Source organism: Rhizobium sp. 01N447_2 (assembly GCF_056399245.1).
The window spans coordinates 53,891-71,456 of sequence record NZ_JBFTQY010000001.1; the positions used below are offsets into that span (position 1 = coordinate 53,891).

Consider the following 17,566-nt stretch of genomic DNA (forward strand, 5'->3'; position numbering starts at 1 on the left):
TGCTTTCAAAAAGCAACGGAGTCTGGCCAAAGTGTGGTCAAAAAGAAAAGGCGGCCCCACGCGGGACCGCCTTTCGAAAAAGCGAATGTTGCTCGGCAATTACATGCCGGCGCCGCCAAGCACGGTAACCGCGCGGCGGTTCTGCGACCAGCAGGAAATATCGTCGCAGACGGCGACCGGACGTTCCTTGCCGTAGGAGATCGTCTTCAGGCGCTGCGCCGGGACGCCGCGCGAAGCGAGATAGTCCTTGGCAGCAGCGGCACGGCGGGCGCCGAGCGCGAGGTTGTATTCGCGCGTGCCGCGTTCGTCGGCATGGCCTTCGACGGTGATCTGGTAATTCGGGTAACGGCCGAGCCACTGGGCCTGACGGTCGAGCGTCTGCGAGGCATCGGCGCGGATCGACGAGGAGTCGGTGTCAAAGAAGATGCGGTCGCCGACATTGACCGTGAAGTCCTGGGCCGAGCCCGGCGTTGCAGCGCCGCCAGCACCGGTGCCGAGGCCGAGATCGCCGGCGCTGTTCGGCGGCTTCTTGGCGCAGCTTGCGAGCGCGAGACCGGCGAGAAGCGCGATCATGACGGGGTTGCGGGCGAAATTCTGCATGCGGCTCATTGCCGGGGTATGAATTCGGCTCATGGCCGGTCTCCTTGCGATTTCATCAGGGTTTCCGGACAGTAACCGCACTCGGTTAACCGCCCCTCAAAGATTATGGTTAACGATTTGCTACTTTGTCCCTTGGTCGCTCGGTTCCATGACTTTGGGGCGACAAGAAGGCAGCAGCGCATCGCCTACTCCATAAGCGGCGACCAGGCCGGGTCGGAGCCATAGGTCGGCGTCTTCACGAGCTGTTCGTTGTAACCGGTCAGATCGATCGAATAGAGCTGCGGACCGCCCGACCCCGCCGCCTGGCGGAAGAACATCAGGACGCGGCCGTTCGGCGCCCAGGTCGGGCCCTCATTGTGGAAGCCGGTCGTCAGGATGCGCTCGCCCGAACCATCCGGCTTCATCACACCGATCGAGAACTTGCCGCCGGCCTGTTTGGTGAAGGCGATGAGATCGCCGCGCGGCGACCAGACCGGCGTCGAATAGGAGCCGTCGCCGAAGGAAATACGGGTCTGGCCCGAGCCATCGGCGTTCATCACGTAGATCTGCGGCTTTCCGCCGCGGTCGCTTTCGAAACTGACGCGTGCGCCGTCAGGCGAATAGGAGGGCGACGTGTCGATCGCCGCCGTCGAGGTCAACCGGGTCGTCGTGCGCGAGCGCAGGTCCATCGTATAGATGTTGGAATTGGCATCCTGCTGCAGGCTCATGATCACCTTCTGACCATCCGGCGAGAAGCGCGGCGAGAAGGTCATTCCAGGAAAATTGCCGACGACCTCGCGCTGCCCGGTTTCGAGCTGCAGCAGATAGACCCGCGGCTGCTGGTTGGCAAAGGACATGTAGGTGACTTCCTGCCGGCTCGGAGAGAAGCGCGGCGTCAGCACGAGATCGCTGCCATCGGTCAGCATGCGTACGTTAAAGCCGTCCTGATCCATGATCGCCAGCTGGCGCTTGCGCTGCTGCTTGGTGCCGGATTCGGAGACGAAGACGACACGGGTATCGAAATAGCCCTCTTCGCCGGTGATCTGCTTGTAGATCGCATCGGCGATGATATGCGCGACGCGCCGCCAGTTCTCCGGCTGCGTATAGAATTGCTGACCAGACATCTGCTGTCCGGCAAAGGTATCCCAGAGGCGGAATTCGGCGCGAAGGCGGCCATCAGCCTCCTGGGTAACGCGGCCAGTCACCAAAGCCTGRGCATTGATGACCTTCCAGTCTTCGAAGCGCGGTGCAGCGTCCGGATTGGAGATCTTCTCGATGAAGGCCGTCTTATTTATCGGTGCAAACAGACCGGATCGCTGCAGGTCGGCAGCAATGACCTGCGAGACCTGCGCGCCCATATCACCTTGCAGGAAGTCCGTCACCGCGATCGGCAGCGGCTGGATATTACCCTTGTTGATATTGAGCTCGACAAGAGCGTTCGCCGGCGTCGTAAAGGCTGCGACCCCAATCAGGCCTGCAATGACCATCAGAGCGCGGATGAGGGAACACTTGACCATATCAAACAAGCCTTTCAGCACTTTATAGGTTCAGTTGGCTGGCGTCGAAGTTCAAAATGACTTCCTTCCAGGCATCGTATTTGTCTTTTGGAAACATCGTGTAAGGGGCCGCATGGATAATTGCGCGCAAAAATGGCATAAGCTCAGCATCTAGATTCCAAAATCGCTTGCGTCGAAGGTAAGAAGCATTTCGTTCCAGCCGTTCTCGCCTTCATACTTATCTGCCGGCAAGTTCTTGAGAGGAGATGATTTCATGACAGCGCGATAAACGCTGCTCTTAAGAGCTTGACGTGTCGAATCCGGCCCACCTGTCGCAATGACCTCTGGATCGCCAACCACATTCCCAGCTTGATCGAGTTGAAAACGAACCTTAAGCTGCACTTCGCTAGCACCTGCTAGCCCTGAAACAACACTCCAGTTGCTGGAAATCTGGCCCTTTACAGCATCCTCCTCGCTCTGGCTGAGTTTGGTTCCGCTGTTGCTCTTCTTGTTCCCCAGCGAGGCCTCCTGCGTCGAGCGCTTGGCGCCACCGGCGGAAGGATCGGTCTTGTTCAGCAGAGCCGAAATCTCATCGGCATTGAAATCGCTCTTCATCGTCGAGGCCGATTTCGCCACTTCCTGCTTCTTGTCGGCCTTCTTCTTGTCCGTCGGTTTTTCGGCAGCCTTGGGTTCGTCCGCAGGCTTCTCAGGCGGCTTCTCGACAGCTTTTTGGGGCTCCGGCGGCTTTACCTGCGGCTTAACGACCGGTGTCGGTACCTTGTCCGGCAGCGCCTCGGCGTCCGGCTTCGGCGGCTCCTCCGGCTTGGCCTGCTCTTCCGGCGGCTTCTCCTCCGGCTTCGGCGGCGTTACCTCGACCGGCTTCGGCGGCGGAATCGACGCAACCTCCTTCGGCTGCTCGACCTCGGTCTCTTCCTTGTTGACTTCCTTGACGTCGTTCGGCTTGGGATCGATCGTCGGCAGTGGCTTTTCGCTCGAATTCGCCGCCGCCGCTTCGGTGTTGCTCGGCTTGGCGTTCGGGACCGGAGGCGTCTTCAGGTCGACATTGTTGTCGCCGGCATTTTCGGCGGGCTGCGGGATCGGCGGCCGCGTTGTCGGCACCGGCGCGGAAGTCTCCTTCTTCGGAGCCTTCTTGTCGCCTTGCTGCATCTGGGTGATGGATTCCACCGGCACGAGATCGACCGGCATCGCCTCGAAATCCTCTACCTTGAAGGATTCCGGGGCACCGAGCGACACCATCGCCCAGGTGAGCACCAGGCCGTGCAAAACAGCAGATGTGATGACACTGGCCTTCATTTTGCGCGCTATTGGTCCTTCTTCTGCTGCGTCACGAGGCCGATATTCTTGAAGCCTGCGCCCTGGATACGGGCCATGACGTCGGCGATGACGCCGTAAGGCGCGGTCGCGTCGCCGCGCACGAAGATACGTTCGTTATAGCCGGTGGTGGCGATCGCCTCGAGTTTGGCGGCGATCTCCGCGGCCGGGATCGGTGTTTCCTGCAGGAACACCTCGCCGTCATTCTTGACGGAAATGGTGATGGGCTGCGTCTCGGAATTCAGCGCCTTGGCCTGCGTTTCCGGCAGGTCGATCGGCACACCGACGGTCATCATCGGTGCCGCGACCATGAAGATGATCAAAAGCACCAGCATGACGTCAACGAGCGGCGTCACGTTGATTTCGGAAATCACGGCCCTGTTCCGACCGCCGCGACGGCGGCGTCCGCCGCCCCCGCCGCCATTGCCTCCAACAGCCATACCCATGTCAGAATACTCCGTTGGTTACTGAGCGGCAGCGCGCGGCTGCAGTTTCTCGTCGATCTGGCGCGAAAGTATGGCGGAGAATTCATCCGCGAAACCTTCCATGCGGCCCGAGAGCTTGCCGGCATCGGCAGAGAACTTGTTGTAGGCGATAACCGCCGGGATAGCCGCGACGAGGCCGATCGCGGTGGCAAGCAGCGCTTCGGCGATACCGGGCGCGACGACCGCAAGGTTGGTCGACTTCGAACCGGCGATCGCCTGGAACGAGGTCATGATGCCGACGACCGTGCCGAACAGACCGATGAACGGGCCGGCCGAACCGATGGTCGCGAGCGATCCAAGCCGCGCGCCGAGAAATTCGGATTCGCGTGACAGCGTCACGYCCATTGCCCGGTCGATGCGCATCTGCAGGCCGATCGGCGAGCGGGCGCCGCGTTCGAAGGATTTCTTCCACTCGCGCATGGCGGCCACGAAGATTGCCGCCAGCCCGGTATTGTTGCGTTCCGACAGCGAGCGGTAAAGTTCTTCCAGCGACTGGCCCGACCAGAACACCTGCTCGAACTTATCGAACTGGCGCCGTGCGCGGCCATAGGCCAGGTATTTGTCGATGACGATCGCCCACGTCCACACCGAGGCTGCGATGAGCCCGAGCATGACGAGCTTGACGACGATGCCGGCCTGCATGAAAAGCGACCAGAGGCTGACGTCCGTCGTTGCTGCTGCCAATCCTACTTGTTCCATTGGTCCAAAATCCCCGAATCCAAACGCCCGGTGCTGGACCGGGCGGCACAAACTGATCTCGCAAGAAGTGTCCGGCGGCCGCCGCCCAAAGCCCTGGTCAAACTTCCAAGCTCATCTTCCGCCTTCTTGCCGTCAAATTTGGTCAAAGGAAGGCGTGCACCGCACAAACTCCGACTTTCCCAGTAAGACACTATTATGGTTAATAGATCGTTAGTGCCGGACTGTGACAGTAAGCCTGTATTTGGAAGATTTCGTTCCATGGATTACTTGACCGGAGCAAGGTCCGGCTGCCGAAAGAGCGCTCATCCTGCGGCGCGGGAATTCCTTCACATAAAGTTCAAGTTTTGACAAGGCCCGATTTTTCGGCAATTCGGACTATAGCGGCGTGCTGCCTTCCAGGAATTTCGCTGCCAGTGTTTCCGGCAGCCGCCTCGGCCGACCTCGGGCGTTGATGACGGCGATGATCACCCTGGCGGCGATCAGCAGCGTCTCGCCCGAGCGGATCTGCTGATTGAGCACCATCTTGGCGCCGCCGGCCTTTTCCGTATGCGTCAGGATCGTCAGCACATCGTCCATGCGCGCCGGGCTCTTGAAGTCGATCTCCATGCGGTGGACGACGAAGACGAGGCCCTCCTCGTCGGCGCTGACGAGCTCGCGCTGCTCGACGCCGAGGCAGCGCAGATAATCGGTGCGGCCGCGCTCCAGGAAATGCAGGTAGCGGGCGTGATAGACCAGGCCTGAGAAGTCCGTATCTTCATAATAGACCCGCTGGACGAGGCGGTGTCCGGCCTCCATCAGCTCTCCCGAAATGGAAAAAGGGCGTTCCGTCATAATTTTCTCCAAACTGAGGTGCCCTCTTTGGCGCAACGCTTCCAGACAGGCAAGCATTGAATAACTGTCACAATTCCTAACTATTCCCGACAACGAGCGACCAATCAGGAGACGATGCGATGAAGATTGCGGTTATGGGCGGAGACGGTTTCATCGGTTGGCCGACATCGCTGCATCTCTCCGATGCCGGGCACGACATCCATATCCTCGACAATCTCTCCCGCCGCTGGATCGACACGGAACTCGGCGTACAGTCGCTGACACCAATGGATTCGATCCAGGAGCGAACCCGCATCTGGCATGCCGAAACCGGACGCCGCATCCACTTCAATCTGATCGATCTCGCCAAGGATTACGAACTCCTGAAGAACTGGCTTTCCGAACATCGCCCGGATGCCGTCATCCATTTCRCCGAACAGCGGGCCGCGCCCTATTCGATGAAGAGCGACCGCCACAAGAACTACACCGTCAACAACAATGTCAGCGCCACGCACAACCTGCTGAACGCGCTGACGGAGCTCAATCTCGATACCCATCTCATCCATCTCGGCACCATGGGCGTCTACGGCTATTCGACGGTCGGCGCGGCGATCCCCGAAGGTTATCTGCCGGTCGGCATCGAAACCGCAGGCGGCGAGATGGTCAACCAGGAGATCCTCTACCCCTCCAATCCCGGCTCGATCTATCACATGACCAAGTGCCTGGATCAGCTTCTCTTCCAGTTCTACGCGAGGAATGATGGTCTCAGGATCACCGATCTGCACCAGGGCATCGTCTGGGGCACGCATACCGAGCAGACACGCCGCCACACGCAGCTGATCAACCGTTTCGACTATGACGGCGATTACGGCACGGTGCTGAACCGCTTCCTCATCCAGGCGGCGATCGGCTATCCGCTGACGGTGCACGGCACCGGCGGCCAGACGCGCGCCTTCATCCACATCCAGGATTCGGTGCGCTGCATCGAGCTGGCGCTGAAAAATCCGCCGGCGCGCGGCGCCCGCRTCGAGATCTTCAACCAGATGACGGAAACCCACCGGGTGCGCGACCTTGCCGAGATGATCGCCAGGATGAGCGGCGCCAAGATTGCCTGGCTGCCCAACCCGCGCAAGGAAGCCGCAGAAAACGAGCTGATCGTCCGGAACGAAAAATTCCGCGATCTCGGCCTCGACCCGATCACGCTGGAAGCGGGCCTGCTCGGCGAAATCGTCGACGTCGCGAAGAAATTCGCCTATCGCGTCGACCGCGCACGCGTTCCGGCCGTCTCCGCCTGGACCAAGGACATCGCCGCGACGATCAATCACGATCCGGAAGGCAAGCGGCTGAAGTCGGTTTCATGAGTGCGGCATTATGACGAGCGCCAGGGAGTCAGCGGCCAACCCACAAACTCACCCCCATCATGTCAGCTCAACCATGGGTCGGCACTTCATTTGGACTCGCCAAAGCGGGAAGGTCGCGGCTTGCTCCCTCTTCTCCCCAGCGGGGAGAAGGTGGCCCGAAGGGTCGGATGAGGGGGCCGCACGGCACGCCGTTCATTGCCCTTCGCTTACGCTCAGTGCACTCGCTCCTGTCGTCGCTCACCCCCTCAACCGCCTGCCGGCACCTTCTCCCCGCTGGGGAGAAGAGACGTGTAGCAACGCATTGCCGTCTCTCCTTAGCCGGAGCAAGATATATCGAGGCAGCGGAATCCGATGAACCGCTCGTCCGTCTTCGCCTATGTCACACTCGTCACCAATGCCGATTACGCCATGGGCGCGACCGCGCTTGCCCGCTCCCTGCGCCGAACCGGCACCGGGGCGGACATCGTTATTCTCCACACCGGCGGCGTGGATGCAGCCGCCCTTTTTCCCCTGAAAGCGCTCGACTGCCGCCTGATCGAAGTTGAGCATCTGCCGCTTTCCGACGCCTTCAACCAACGTCACGCCCGCGGCAAGCTCCATTCCGCAGCCCCTTTCACCAAAGGCCGCAAGCCGGATTTCCATTCGCCGCTCGACAATTTCTGCAAGCTCAGGCTCTGGCAACTCGTCGAATACCAGCGCTGCGTCTTCATCGACGCCGACGCCCTCGTGCTGAAGAATGTCGACAGGCTCTTCCTCTATCCGGAATTTTCCGCCGCCCCCAATGTCTACGAAAGCCTCGCCGACTTCCGCCGCATGAATTCCGGCGTCTTCGTCGCCACGCCCTCGCATGACACATTCCGGCACATGCTCGAAAGGCTTGACAGGCTGGACGCTTTCTGGCGGCGCACCGATCAGACCTTTCTTGAGACGTTCTTCCCGCATTGGCACGGCCTGCCGGTTTATTTCAACATGCTGCAATATGTATGGTTCACCATGCCGGAGCTTTGGGACTGGAAGAGCATTTCGATCCTGCACTACCAGTATGAAAAACCGTGGGAAAAAGATCATCCCAAGGCAGCGCAACTACAACCCTTGATCGATCTGTGGCACAGTTTCCACGATGGCGGGGATGTGCCTGAGGTGACGGCGCTGGACAATCCGGAAGGGGCAGCATGAAGGTACTGGTATCGGGTGGAACGGGTCTCGTCGGCCGGTATGTCGTCGAGGAACTGCTGGCCGCCGGATATCAGGTGATCGTCGGCGGGCGCCGCGCGCCGCTGCCCCGCCTCTTCTCCCGCCCGGTCGAGTTCGCAGCGCTTTCGCTCGATCCCGACAAGGATCAGATCGACGTCTTCGACGACGCCTATTTCTTCGTCCATGCCGCCTTCAGCCATGTTCCGGGCAAATATCGTGGCGGCGAGGGAGACGATCCGAAGACCTTCCACAGGTTGAACCTCGACGGCACCGTTCGGCTTTTCGAAGCCGCCAAACGCGCCGGCACGCGCCGCTGCGTCTTCCTGTCCAGCCGCGCCGCCTATGGCGAACATCCTGAGGCAACCGAACTGACGGAGACGATGCTGGCCAAGCCCGAAACACTCTACGGCCAGGTCAAGCTCGATGCCGAACGCGCGCTTGCCCATCTCTCGACGCCGGGTTTTGCCGGCGTAAGCTTGAGGCCGACCGGCGTCTATGGCGATCTCTCGCCGAACAAATGGGACGGCCTCATCGCCGATTACCTGGCCGGCCGGCCGGTTGTTGCCCGCGTGGGAACCGAGGTTCACGGCCGCGATCTCGGGCGGGCGGTACGGCTGATGCTGGAGACGGAAAGCACTCGCATCTCCGGCGAGGTCTTCAACGTCTCGGACATGTCAGTCGACACGCGTGATATCCTTTTACCCATCCGCAGCGAGACGGGCTGTCGACACGCGCTGCCGGCTCCCGCCGATAGCGCTGCGCTCAATCCCATGAGCACGGCGAAAATCCGCGCGCTCGGCTGGACGCCCGGCGGAGCGCCTCTATTCGACGAGACGATACGGCGGCTGGCCGCTGCGCTTCCCGAATCCCCAAGACACAGGTCCACGCAAGCCTGACGTTGCAAAATGCGCCGAATTGCAATCGGGGGCCCGAATTAAAAATCGGGGGATTGTCCATGCAGGTCGCTACCACGTCTGCCTCCATCATCTTGCGCGGCACGTCTTCGACGGCAGCCATTTCAGCCGCCGGAAGCGAGACCGATCAAGGCGTGCTGAAGCTGCAGCGCGCCACCCAGGCGCTGCAGCAGATGCGCCAGACCTTGGCGAACTCGGGAGACGAGGCCAAGGCGAAGGCGCAACGCAAGCTCGAAGAGGCAAAGCAGCAGTTGGAGATGCTGCGCAGCTCCAACATGGCACCTGAGGTAGTCGCCCGGCTGGCCGCCGAACTGGCGCGCAAGGTCGGCACCGCCGCCTCAGAATTCGCATCATCAGTCGCGACCGGCAGCCCGGCAACGGCCGTTCCGGTGGATGCAACAACCACGGATGCGACAGCAGTCGCAACGAGCGGGGCCGCCGCTGCGCTGACGGATACTTCAGGAGAAACTGCGGCCGGCGAGACCGGCTCGCAGGAACCGGACGCCGCCACCAACGCACGCAACGCCTATGCCAGCGTCGCCGAGGATGCCCCGAAATTCTCGGGCATTTCGGCCGATGACCGCGAAACGATGGAAGAGTTCAAGGCGGTGGTGCGCGAACTCAAGCAAGTGCTCGAAAAGGCGATGCGCGAGTTGCGGCAGCAAAACCGGCAGGCCGGGGCCAATGCCGTTCCTGATATGGCAGGCTTCTCCATCGCCACGGCGACAATACCGACAAGCATCGTCGTCTGACGATCGCTGCCGCCGGCGGCCGAGGCGTCAAACGCGCGTGATGCTGTCGCATCCGGCATTTGCATCGAACATCCAGCCGTCTATGCTCGGGTAAATCTCTCAGAACCGGCAGATCGAATGACCTCTAGAGAATTGAAAGCGCAGTTGCGCAACGAACGGCTGTCCGCACGCGACGCCATCCCCGCAGAGAAACGCGCCTCCAAAAGTCTCGCAATGGCCGAACATGCCGGCGAGGCCGTCGGATTTGCACTGGGTACGATCATCTCCGGCTTTCTGCCGATCCGTTCGGAAGCCGATCTCAGGCCGCTGATGGCGCGCTTTGCCGTGCGCGGTGCGCGGCTCTGCGTGCCGGCGATCCTCGATCGGCAGACCATCGTCTTTCGCGAGCTGGCGGAAGGTGCGCCGCTCGTCGATACCGGTTTCGGTACGGTCGGCCCCGGCACAGATGCCGCCATTCTTGATCCCGAGATCATGCTGGTGCCGCTTTCGGCCTTCGATGCCCGCGGCCACCGCATCGGCTACGGCGCCGGCCACTACGACCGCGCCATCAGCCGGCTAAGGCAAAAAGGCCTGCATCCGAAGCTGATCGGCATTGCATTCGACTGCCAGGAAGTGGCACATGTGCCCGCTGAGCCGCACGACATAAGCCTGGATGCCATCCTGACAGAAAGCGGCCTTCGCTTTTTTGCCTCTTGGATTGGATAGGGAATGCGGCTGCTTTTTCTGGGTGACATGGTCGGCAAGACGGGACGCACGGCGGTCTGGGACCGTCTTCCCGGCCTGGTTTCCGACCTCAAACTCGATTTCGTCATCGTCAACGGCGAGAACGCCGCTGGCGGCTTCGGCATCACCGAGGACATCTTTCTGGAAACGATCAATGCCGGCGCCGATGTGGTGACGACAGGCAATCACGTCTGGGACCAGAAGGAAGCCGTCGCTTTTGCCGGCCGGCACGATCAGTTTTTACGTCCTGCCAACTATCCGCAAGGCACGCCTGGCCGCGGCTCCGGCCTTTTCTATGCCAGGAACGGCGCGCGCGTGCTCGTCGCCAACGTCATGGGCCGGGTCTTCATGCATCCGGAACTCGACGACCCCTTCAAATCGGCGGAGGTCATCCTCGACGCCTGCCCGCTGAAGGAACAGGCCGACGCGATCATCTTCGATTTCCATGCCGAGGCGACCAGCGAGAAACAGTGCTTCGGCCATTTCGTCGACGGCCGCGCCAGCTTCGTCGTCGGCACCCACACGCATGTGCCAACGGCCGACGCACAGATCCTGAACGGCGGCACCGCCTATATGTCGGATGCCGGCATGTGCGGCGACTACGACTCCTCCCTCGGCATGGACAAGGAGGAGCCGCTCAACCGCTTCATCTCCAAGATGCCGAAGGGCCGCATGGAAGCAGCCAACGGCCCCGCGACGATCTGCGGCGTCGGCGTGGAAATCTCGGATACGACGGGACTTGCCGAAAAGATCGCGCCACTCCGGCTCGGGCCGCGACTGGCCGAGACGGTGCCAGAGTTCTGGCGATAGAGCATGATGCCGAAAAGTGTGAGCGGTTTTCGGGCGACATCATGCTCTAACTCTTTAATTTAGAACAGGATTCAGATTTTAGGCCAACCGGGCCTAAAATCATCCTGTTCTAGCCACCCCGCCAACACGCAATTGTGAGCATCCTCCGTCTGGACCCCTGCGGCCTCATGCCGCATCCTCCCGCCATTCGCGCATAACCCCGAAAATCGGAATCGATTTTCGGGGTTATGCGCCGATCAAAGGGTGATAGAGCGCCGGAGGGGTGGCATGAAGCCGCGATATCTTGTCCTCGCTATCGCATGCCTTGCGGCCTTCGCCGCGCCGAATCTTGCCGGGGCACAAGGGCAGCGGCCACCGGTCAGCCAGTGTCAGGCGATCGCGCAAACCATCCCCAAGGTGACCTTCGCAAGCTTTTCCGGCGCTCCGCCGCTGATGCCTGCCGTCTCCGAGGGCGAGGACGTCAAACTCACCTTCCTCGGCCACTCCACCTTCGAGATCGAAACGCCCTCAGGCATCGTCATCGCGACAGATTATAATGGCTGGTACAGGCCGGCGACGATGCCCGACGTCGTAACCATGAACAAGGCCCATTCGACCCACTTCACCTTGACGCCCGATCCCGGCATCAAGCATGTGCTGCATGGGTGGAGCGATGTTCCGGGCGAGAAGGCGAACATCAATCTCGTCGTCGGCGATGCTTATATCCGCAACGTCACGACGGATATCCGCTTCAGCTATGGCCTCGGCGGTGCGCACGAGAACGGCAACTCCATCTTCATTTTCGAAATCGCCGGCCTCTGCATCGGTCATCTCGGCCACTTGCACTACGAACTGACGGATGCCCATTATACCGAGATCGGCCGCCTCGACATCGTCATGGTTCCCGTCGACGGTGGCCTGACAATGGGCGCCGACAGCATGAGCCGCGTCATCAAGCGGCTACGCTCGTCGTTGATCCTGCCGATGCACCGGCGCGGCCCGCCGGTCGAAGCCTTCGTCTCGATGTTCGGCAAGGATTTCGACGTCGCCAATGCGCCCGATGACAGCATCACCATCTCGATGCGCACTCTGCCGAAAAAGCCGCTGATTTATGTGTTGAAGGGCGTGCAGTAAAAAGGCCCGGCGGCTTTCCTTCTACAGCGCCGCGCGTCTTTTTAGACGCGCAAAGGACGCTGTGGCACTTTGAATTGCTGCATAATTTTATCCTTAAATCGATTCCGATTTCAGGAATTATGCAGGAGCCTCGCGCATCAGGCGAACTGCAGATGGCGCTTGATGCCGACATCCGGCATCTTGTCGTCGTCGAGATTGGCCTTGGCGATCTCCCAGCCGAATTTCAGCTTGTTGCCTGTGGAAACCCAGATCTCGGCATCGTCGACATGGAGGGACAGCATGGTAAGCTTGGGGTCCTTCTTGCCGCCATCATACCAGGCCGCGACGATCGAGCTCCAGTATTCCTCGATCTTGGAAGGATCAGGATGCACCTCGATCACACCGGCGAGGCAGGCGTGATAGTCGTGATCCTTGCCGATAACGCAGAAATGCGCGCGGCTGCCGGGCTTGATGGCGCGCACGATGTCGGCGTCGGTCTTGGTGTAAAACCAGATGGTGTTGGTGGTGGGATCGGCATGCGGCGCCATCGGCTGCATGTGCATATCCAGTCCGGAAATTCCGAGCATGCCGGCATGGACATCGTTGACCTGATCCCAGAGCTGACGTGCTGGATGTTCCTGCGCCTCGCTGAGACTTGCCATGACCGTTCCTTTCCGTTGGATGGAGTTCCGTTGAAACGTCATCCCCTCGCCTTTGTTCCGAACTGCTTTTTCCTTGAACGGGTGCCGTTTCGCTCTTATAAGGCGGCCCATTCCGAACAATGAGACGTGAACAGGGGTGCCATGGCTGGCCATTCACAGTTTAAAAACATCATGCACCGCAAAGGCCGTCAGGATGCCGTGCGGTCGAAAATGTTCTCCAAGCTTGCGCGCGAAATCACCGTTGCCGCCAAGGCCGGCCTGCCCGACCCGACGATGAACGCCCGCCTTCGCCTGGCGATCCAGAACGCCAAGGCCCAGTCCATGCCGAAGGACAATATCGACCGCGCCATCAAGAAGGCGGCCGGCGCCGACGGCGAAAATTACGATGAAGTCCGCTATGAGGGCTACGGCCCCGGCGGCACGGCGATCATCGTCGAGGCCCTGACCGACAACCGCAACCGCACCGCCTCCAACGTCCGCTCGAGCTTCACCAAGGCCGGCGGCGCTCTCGGCGAAACCGGTTCGGTGTCCTTCTCCTTCGACCATGTCGGAGAAATCACCTACAAGCTTTCCGTCGGCGATGGCGACAAGGTGATGGAAGCCGCGATCGAAGCCGGCGCCGACGAYGTCGAGACCGATGAAGACGGCCACTACATCACCTGCGCCTTCGAAGCCCTCGGCGAAGTGGCGAAAGCGCTGGAATCGAGCCTCGGCGAAGCCGAAACCGTCAAGGCCGTCTGGCGCGCCCAGAACAACGTGCCGGTGGACGAGGAAAAAGCCCAGTCGCTGCTGAAACTCATCGACAGCCTGGAAGACGATGACGACGTGCAGAACGTCTATTCCAACTTCGAAGTCTCGGAAGAAGTGCTGGCGAAGCTCTCGGCCTGATCTCCTGAGGCAGGTGTCAAATAAAAACCCGGCTGCAACGCCGGGTTTTTTCTTGCCGGAAAGGTGGCGTCGTCAGAGTGCCGCCTCGCGCAGGCCCTGGAGCAGGATGCCGAAAAGTGTGAGCGGTTTTCGGACGAAATCATGCTCTAACTATATAATGTAGAACAGGATTCAGATTTTAGGCCGACCGGCCTAAAATCATCCTGTTCTAAGCGGCGGCTCGCATGAAATTTCCCAGCCCCGCGAATAGTTCCACCGATGTCAGCCGCGCCTCGATGTCGTGGATCGGCATCGAGATGATCACCTCGTCGGCCTGCGTTTCCCGCAGAAACTCCGTCAGTTTCGCCTCCGCCGTCTTCGGCGAGCCTACCACGGCATAACGCAGCGTGTGTTCGACATTCATCTTTTCCATCGGCGACCAGAAGTCCCCCATATCGGCCACCGGACGTGGGAACGGACCGCGGACATTGCGGCGCAGATTGACGAATTGCTGCTGGGCGGAGGTGAAATGATAGCGTGCCTCCTCGTCCGTCGCCGCCACAGCACCCATGACGCCGACCATCACATGGGGCTTATCGAGCGTCGCCGAGGGTTGGAAGCGGTCACGGTAGATCGCAATCGCATCGAGCAGCATGTCGGGCGCGAAATGCGAGGCGAAGGCATAGGGAAGCCCGAGCATGCCGGCGAGTTGGGCGCTGTAGAGACTGGAGCCGAGCAGCCAGATCGGGATATGTGAGCCATTGCCGGGAACTGCGAGGATCGCCTGGTTCTCGACCGGCGTATCGAGGAGTTGCTGCAGTTCCACCACGTCGTTGGGGAAGCTGTTTGCACCGGCCTCGAGGTTGCGCCGCAGCGCCTGTGCCGTGCGCATGTCCGTTCCCGGTGCACGCCCGAGGCCGAGATCGATGCGACCGGGGAAGAGCGCCTCCAGCGTGCCGAACTGCTCGGCGATAACGAGCGGCGAATGATTGGGCAGCATGATGCCGCCGGAGCCGATGCGGATGCGCTTTGTCGCAGCCCCGACATGGCCGATGACAACGGCGGTGGCAGCGCTGGCGATCCCCGGCATGCCGTGATGTTCGGCGAGCCAGAAGCGCTTGTAACCGAATTCCTCGGCCTTCACAGCCATCCGCGCCGAGCCCTCGAGGGACTGGCGCACGGTGCTGCCTTCGGCAACGGGGGAAAGGTCGAGTATGGAGAAGGGAACCATGGGAAACCTGCCGGGCAGTTGGACGATGCCGTCTATGTAGGTTCGCGCCCGCGCCATTCCAAACCATATATGCAAACAAAAAAGGCCGCGCGAGCGCGACCCTCATGCAATGTTGAAAACGCCGGGTTACCGGTGACGGCGCAGCACGTGCACCTCGGCGCTCGGTTGATGGTGGCCGGGCGGCAGCGTGAAATTGCCGAGCTGGCGGTCCATTTCCWGGGCTTCCGTCGCGAGCCGGTGGATCGCCGCCGTCGTCTCCTCGACCATCGAGGCGTTCTGCTGCGTCATCGCGTCGAGTTCGGCGACGGCGCTATTGATCTCGCGCAGCGTATTGGCTTCCTCGCGGGTCGCACCCATGATCTCGTTGATCTGCCCGTTGATCGCCTCGACATGGGCGCCGATGCCCGTCAACGCGACGCCCGCTTTTTCCACAAGCGCAACGCCGCTTTCGACCTCATGCGTCGATTTCTGCAGCAGGCTGGAGATTTCCTTGGCCGCGCTCGATGAGCGCTGGGCGAGCTCGCGCACTTCCATAGCGACGACCGCGAAGCCCTTGCCGGATTCACCGGCGCGCGCTGCCTCGACACCGGCATTCAGCGCCAGGAGGTTGGTCTGGAAGGCAATGTCGTCGATGACTGAGATGATCGTGTTGATCTGGCGTGACGAGGCCTGGATTGCCTCCATCGCCGCGATCGTCTCGCGCATGATCTGGCCTGAGCCGGTCGTCTCCTTCTTGGCGTCGCGGGCGATGCGCTCGGCCTGTTCGGCCCGCTCGATCTGCCGGCGGACCGACTGGGTGATGGCGCTGATCGCATTCGCCGTCTCCGTGATCGAGCCGGCCTGGCGCTCGGTGCGCCCGGCAAGCTCGTCGGCGCCGGTGCGCATCTCCTCGGAGCCGGCGCGCACCGCCATCGAGTTGCCGCCGATCGCCGTCATGGTTTCGCTGAGCGTCGCCAACGCCTCGTTGAAATTGACGCGCAGGCTTTCGAGCTCGTTCGGGAAATGGGTATCGATCTGGTAGGCGAGATCGCCGTTCGCCAGATGATGCAGGCCCTCGTCGAGCGCCTCGACCACCTGCTGCAGCGTCTTCGCCTCAGCCTCGCGCTCGGCCAGATTCTGCTGGCGGTCGTGTTCGGCCTGCAGGCGCGTCTCCTCGCTGGCGGCTTCGAGCTCGCGGCTTTCGATCAGCGAGTGGCGGAAGCGGTCGAGCGCGTTCGCCATCGTGCCGATCTCGTCCTTGCGGTTCAGGCTGCCGATCTCGCTGTCGAGCTTGCCGTCGGCGACATCGCGGGTGACGCCGGCAAGCCGCGCAAGCGGCGAGAACAGCAAATTGGTGACGAGCCCAGTGGCAAGCGCCATGACGACGAGCACGCCGATGCCGATCATCGTCAGCAGGGTGGCGATCTCGATCGAGCCGGCATTGAGCTCGCTCAGAAGTACGCTTTCGACCACGAGGAAACGGTCGCCGCGATAGTCGATGCCGCGGACATAGGCACGGGCCGCGCCGTCCGCCCGGCTGAAATCGGCAACTGTCATCGCCGAACTGGCAAGCGCGCTCTTGATGAAGGTGAAGGGTGTCGCGTCAAGCGTCGCAAGCTTGCCGCTACCGTCGAGACCAACGGCGGATCCATCGCCGGAGACGATCGCCGCCCGCGCCGTGCTGCCCTGGACGATGCCCTTGGCGAGGATGCCGGTGACGATCTCGTCCCGCACCTTGAAGAGAATGATGCCCTTGAGCGCTCCAAGCTTGACGATCGGTACGGCATAGAAGATCGCCGACTTGCCGCTGCCGGCATCGACACGAAGGCCGGAAAAGCCGGTCGGCGCAGCATCATCGGTCGCCTTGGCGGTATTCTCGATCGCCTTGGCGAAAGCGATGCCAGCGCCAGTCGCCTTCCAGGCGTCCGACTTCAGGTTCTCGGCGAAATCGTCTTCCTTCTTATAGGAATAGAGAACAGTACCCTCGAGATCGACAATCAGCAGATCGCTGAAGGCAGTATCCTCGAGGTCGCGGGCGACTTCGCCCTGCGTCTTCTCGTGGCTCGAATAATAAAAGCCGCTTGGCCCTTCCGGTTTGATCAGCTTCTCGCGCTGGTCGGCGGGATTGGGGTTGCCTGCTATGAATACCTTCTTCAGCTCGGCGCGAGCATCCCCCGCGGTCTTCTCGATGGTCTTCCAGCCGCTCTTCAGATTGGTGATCGACATCTGCAGCGCCTCGATGCGCGCGATGGAGTTGGCCTGGTTTTCAAGTTGCGTCAGCTGGTCCTGCAGCATGTCGCCGCGAAAGATCAGCACGCTTTCCTTGGCCTTAAGCGCCTGTTCGTCCGAAATGCGGCTACTGGCGAAATAGGCAAGCACATCGATGACCGCAATCGACAGCACGGTCATCAGAATGAATGTGACGATGACCTTGAAGGACAGCGACTGAAATCTCCGAGCCATGTACAACGAACCCCTTCTGAACCGCGCCTGCCAGCGCGGGCACGCGGCGTATGCCTGATCAACTGACCTGTAAACACAACATCGGAGGCTTAACTCTTTGCCAAAAGAAGCCCCTCT

The 17,566-nt window shown here is 61.1% G+C and carries 17 protein-coding genes; 8 read left to right on the forward strand and 9 right to left on the reverse strand.

Going from position 1 to position 17,566, the window contains the following annotated elements; translation table 11 throughout:
* Window positions 1-99: 99 nt before the first annotated feature.
* From pal to ybgC, 6 genes are all read right to left on the reverse strand, one after another.
* Window positions 100-633, reverse strand: coding sequence for a peptidoglycan-associated lipoprotein Pal (gene pal, locus AC1ECN_RS00230; RefSeq protein WP_024323075.1), 534 nt, complete (start codon window positions 631-633; stop codon window positions 100-102).
* 152 nt (window positions 634-785) lie between these two features.
* Complete coding sequence (gene tolB, locus AC1ECN_RS00235; protein WP_018068994.1) at window positions 786-2,096, reverse strand: Tol-Pal system beta propeller repeat protein TolB; 1,311 nt, start codon at window positions 2,094-2,096, stop codon at window positions 786-788.
* A 150-nt stretch (window positions 2,097-2,246) separates the two neighbouring features.
* On the reverse strand, window positions 2,247-3,389 hold the full coding sequence (locus AC1ECN_RS00240) for a hypothetical protein (RefSeq protein WP_018068995.1): 1,143 nt from the start codon (window positions 3,387-3,389) through the stop codon (window positions 2,247-2,249).
* A gap of 8 nt (window positions 3,390-3,397) precedes the next feature.
* Window positions 3,398-3,853, reverse strand: a complete 456-nt coding sequence (gene tolR, locus AC1ECN_RS00245) for a protein TolR (protein ID WP_003542730.1) — start codon at window positions 3,851-3,853, stop codon at window positions 3,398-3,400.
* Between the two features lie 18 nt (window positions 3,854-3,871).
* Window positions 3,872-4,591 carry a protein TolQ gene (gene tolQ, locus AC1ECN_RS00250; RefSeq protein ID WP_477951822.1) on the reverse strand — a complete coding sequence of 240 codons (720 nt, stop codon included), beginning with the start codon at window positions 4,589-4,591 and terminating at the stop codon, window positions 3,872-3,874.
* A gap of 375 nt (window positions 4,592-4,966) precedes the next feature.
* The gene (gene ybgC, locus AC1ECN_RS00255) at window positions 4,967-5,422 is read right to left on the reverse strand and encodes a tol-pal system-associated acyl-CoA thioesterase (RefSeq protein ID WP_018068996.1); all 456 of its coding nucleotides are present in this window, start codon (window positions 5,420-5,422) and stop codon (window positions 4,967-4,969) included.
* Window positions 5,423-5,541: 119 nt separating this feature from the next.
* Between ybgC and AC1ECN_RS00260 the strand changes: the two genes are divergently transcribed.
* From AC1ECN_RS00260 to AC1ECN_RS00290, 7 genes are all read left to right on the forward strand, one after another.
* Window positions 5,542-6,762: an NAD-dependent epimerase/dehydratase family protein gene (locus AC1ECN_RS00260; RefSeq protein WP_477951823.1), complete on the forward strand. Its 1,221-nt coding sequence runs from the start codon at window positions 5,542-5,544 to the stop codon at window positions 6,760-6,762.
* Window positions 6,763-7,113: 351 nt separating this feature from the next.
* Window positions 7,114-7,938: a glycosyltransferase gene (locus tag AC1ECN_RS00265; RefSeq protein ID WP_027689288.1), complete on the forward strand. Its 825-nt coding sequence runs from the start codon at window positions 7,114-7,116 to the stop codon at window positions 7,936-7,938.
* Window positions 7,935-8,852 carry an NAD-dependent epimerase/dehydratase family protein gene (locus tag AC1ECN_RS00270; RefSeq protein ID WP_130662167.1) on the forward strand — a complete coding sequence of 306 codons (918 nt, stop codon included), beginning with the start codon at window positions 7,935-7,937 and terminating at the stop codon, window positions 8,850-8,852. Before AC1ECN_RS00265 ends, AC1ECN_RS00270 begins: the two co-directional genes overlap by 4 nt.
* 59 nt (window positions 8,853-8,911) lie before the next feature.
* Window positions 8,912-9,622 (forward strand): hypothetical protein, encoded by a 711-nt coding sequence (locus tag AC1ECN_RS00275; RefSeq protein WP_130656175.1) that lies wholly within the window; start codon window positions 8,912-8,914, stop codon window positions 9,620-9,622.
* Window positions 9,623-9,739: 117 nt separating this feature from the next.
* The gene (locus tag AC1ECN_RS00280; protein ID WP_018069001.1) at window positions 9,740-10,327 is read left to right on the forward strand and encodes a 5-formyltetrahydrofolate cyclo-ligase; all 588 of its coding nucleotides are present in this window, start codon (window positions 9,740-9,742) and stop codon (window positions 10,325-10,327) included.
* A gap of 3 nt (window positions 10,328-10,330) precedes the next feature.
* The gene (locus AC1ECN_RS00285) at window positions 10,331-11,155 is read left to right on the forward strand and encodes a TIGR00282 family metallophosphoesterase (RefSeq protein ID WP_011653409.1); all 825 of its coding nucleotides are present in this window, start codon (window positions 10,331-10,333) and stop codon (window positions 11,153-11,155) included.
* Between the two features lie 267 nt (window positions 11,156-11,422).
* The gene (locus AC1ECN_RS00290) at window positions 11,423-12,268 is read left to right on the forward strand and encodes an MBL fold metallo-hydrolase (RefSeq protein ID WP_130662168.1); all 846 of its coding nucleotides are present in this window, start codon (window positions 11,423-11,425) and stop codon (window positions 12,266-12,268) included.
* A 137-nt stretch (window positions 12,269-12,405) separates the two neighbouring features.
* Here the strand turns inward: AC1ECN_RS00290 and AC1ECN_RS00295 are convergent, their stop codons facing one another.
* Window positions 12,406-12,909, reverse strand: a complete 504-nt coding sequence (locus AC1ECN_RS00295) for a pyridoxamine 5'-phosphate oxidase family protein (RefSeq protein ID WP_012758860.1) — start codon at window positions 12,907-12,909, stop codon at window positions 12,406-12,408.
* A 141-nt stretch (window positions 12,910-13,050) separates the two neighbouring features.
* On the opposite strand from AC1ECN_RS00295, the gene AC1ECN_RS00300 reads away from it, so the two are divergent.
* Entirely contained in the window at window positions 13,051-13,797 is a 747-nt protein-coding gene (locus tag AC1ECN_RS00300; protein ID WP_017968114.1) for a YebC/PmpR family DNA-binding transcriptional regulator, read from the forward strand.
* Window positions 13,798-14,005: 208 nt separating this feature from the next.
* Here AC1ECN_RS00300 and AC1ECN_RS00305 read toward each other — a convergent pair whose 3' ends face one another.
* Together AC1ECN_RS00305 and AC1ECN_RS00310 are read right to left on the reverse strand one after the other, a co-directional pair.
* Window positions 14,006-15,007 carry an LLM class flavin-dependent oxidoreductase gene (locus AC1ECN_RS00305; RefSeq protein WP_018069004.1) on the reverse strand — a complete coding sequence of 334 codons (1,002 nt, stop codon included), beginning with the start codon at window positions 15,005-15,007 and terminating at the stop codon, window positions 14,006-14,008.
* Window positions 15,008-15,133: 126 nt separating this feature from the next.
* A complete protein-coding gene (locus tag AC1ECN_RS00310; RefSeq protein ID WP_477951828.1) occupies window positions 15,134-17,449 on the reverse strand; it encodes a methyl-accepting chemotaxis protein in 2,316 nt (771 codons plus the stop codon).
* Between the last annotated feature and the right edge of the window lie 117 nt (window positions 17,450-17,566).

Coding starts and splice junctions, on each gene's coding strand:
- pal (WP_024323075.1), bottom strand. CDS start 633: ATGAGCCGAATTCATACCCCGGCAATGAGCCGCATGCAGAATTTCGCC.
- AC1ECN_RS00240 (WP_018068995.1), bottom strand. CDS start 3,389: ATGAAGGCCAGTGTCATCACATCTGCTGTTTTGCACGGCCTGGTGCTC.
- tolR (WP_003542730.1), bottom strand. CDS start 3,853: ATGGGTATGGCTGTTGGAGGCAATGGCGGCGGGGGCGGCGGACGCCGC.
- ybgC (WP_018068996.1), bottom strand. CDS start 5,422: ATGACGGAACGCCCTTTTTCCATTTCGGGAGAGCTGATGGAGGCCGGA.
- AC1ECN_RS00265 (WP_027689288.1), top strand. CDS start 7,114: ATGAACCGCTCGTCCGTCTTCGCCTATGTCACACTCGTCACCAATGCC.
- AC1ECN_RS00270 (WP_130662167.1), top strand. CDS start 7,935: ATGAAGGTACTGGTATCGGGTGGAACGGGTCTCGTCGGCCGGTATGTC.
- AC1ECN_RS00275 (WP_130656175.1), top strand. CDS start 8,912: ATGCAGGTCGCTACCACGTCTGCCTCCATCATCTTGCGCGGCACGTCT.
- AC1ECN_RS00280 (WP_018069001.1), top strand. CDS start 9,740: ATGACCTCTAGAGAATTGAAAGCGCAGTTGCGCAACGAACGGCTGTCC.
- AC1ECN_RS00285 (WP_011653409.1), top strand. CDS start 10,331: ATGCGGCTGCTTTTTCTGGGTGACATGGTCGGCAAGACGGGACGCACG.
- AC1ECN_RS00290 (WP_130662168.1), top strand. CDS start 11,423: ATGAAGCCGCGATATCTTGTCCTCGCTATCGCATGCCTTGCGGCCTTC.
- AC1ECN_RS00295 (WP_012758860.1), bottom strand. CDS start 12,909: ATGGCAAGTCTCAGCGAGGCGCAGGAACATCCAGCACGTCAGCTCTGG.
- AC1ECN_RS00305 (WP_018069004.1), bottom strand. CDS start 15,007: ATGGTTCCCTTCTCCATACTCGACCTTTCCCCCGTTGCCGAAGGCAGC.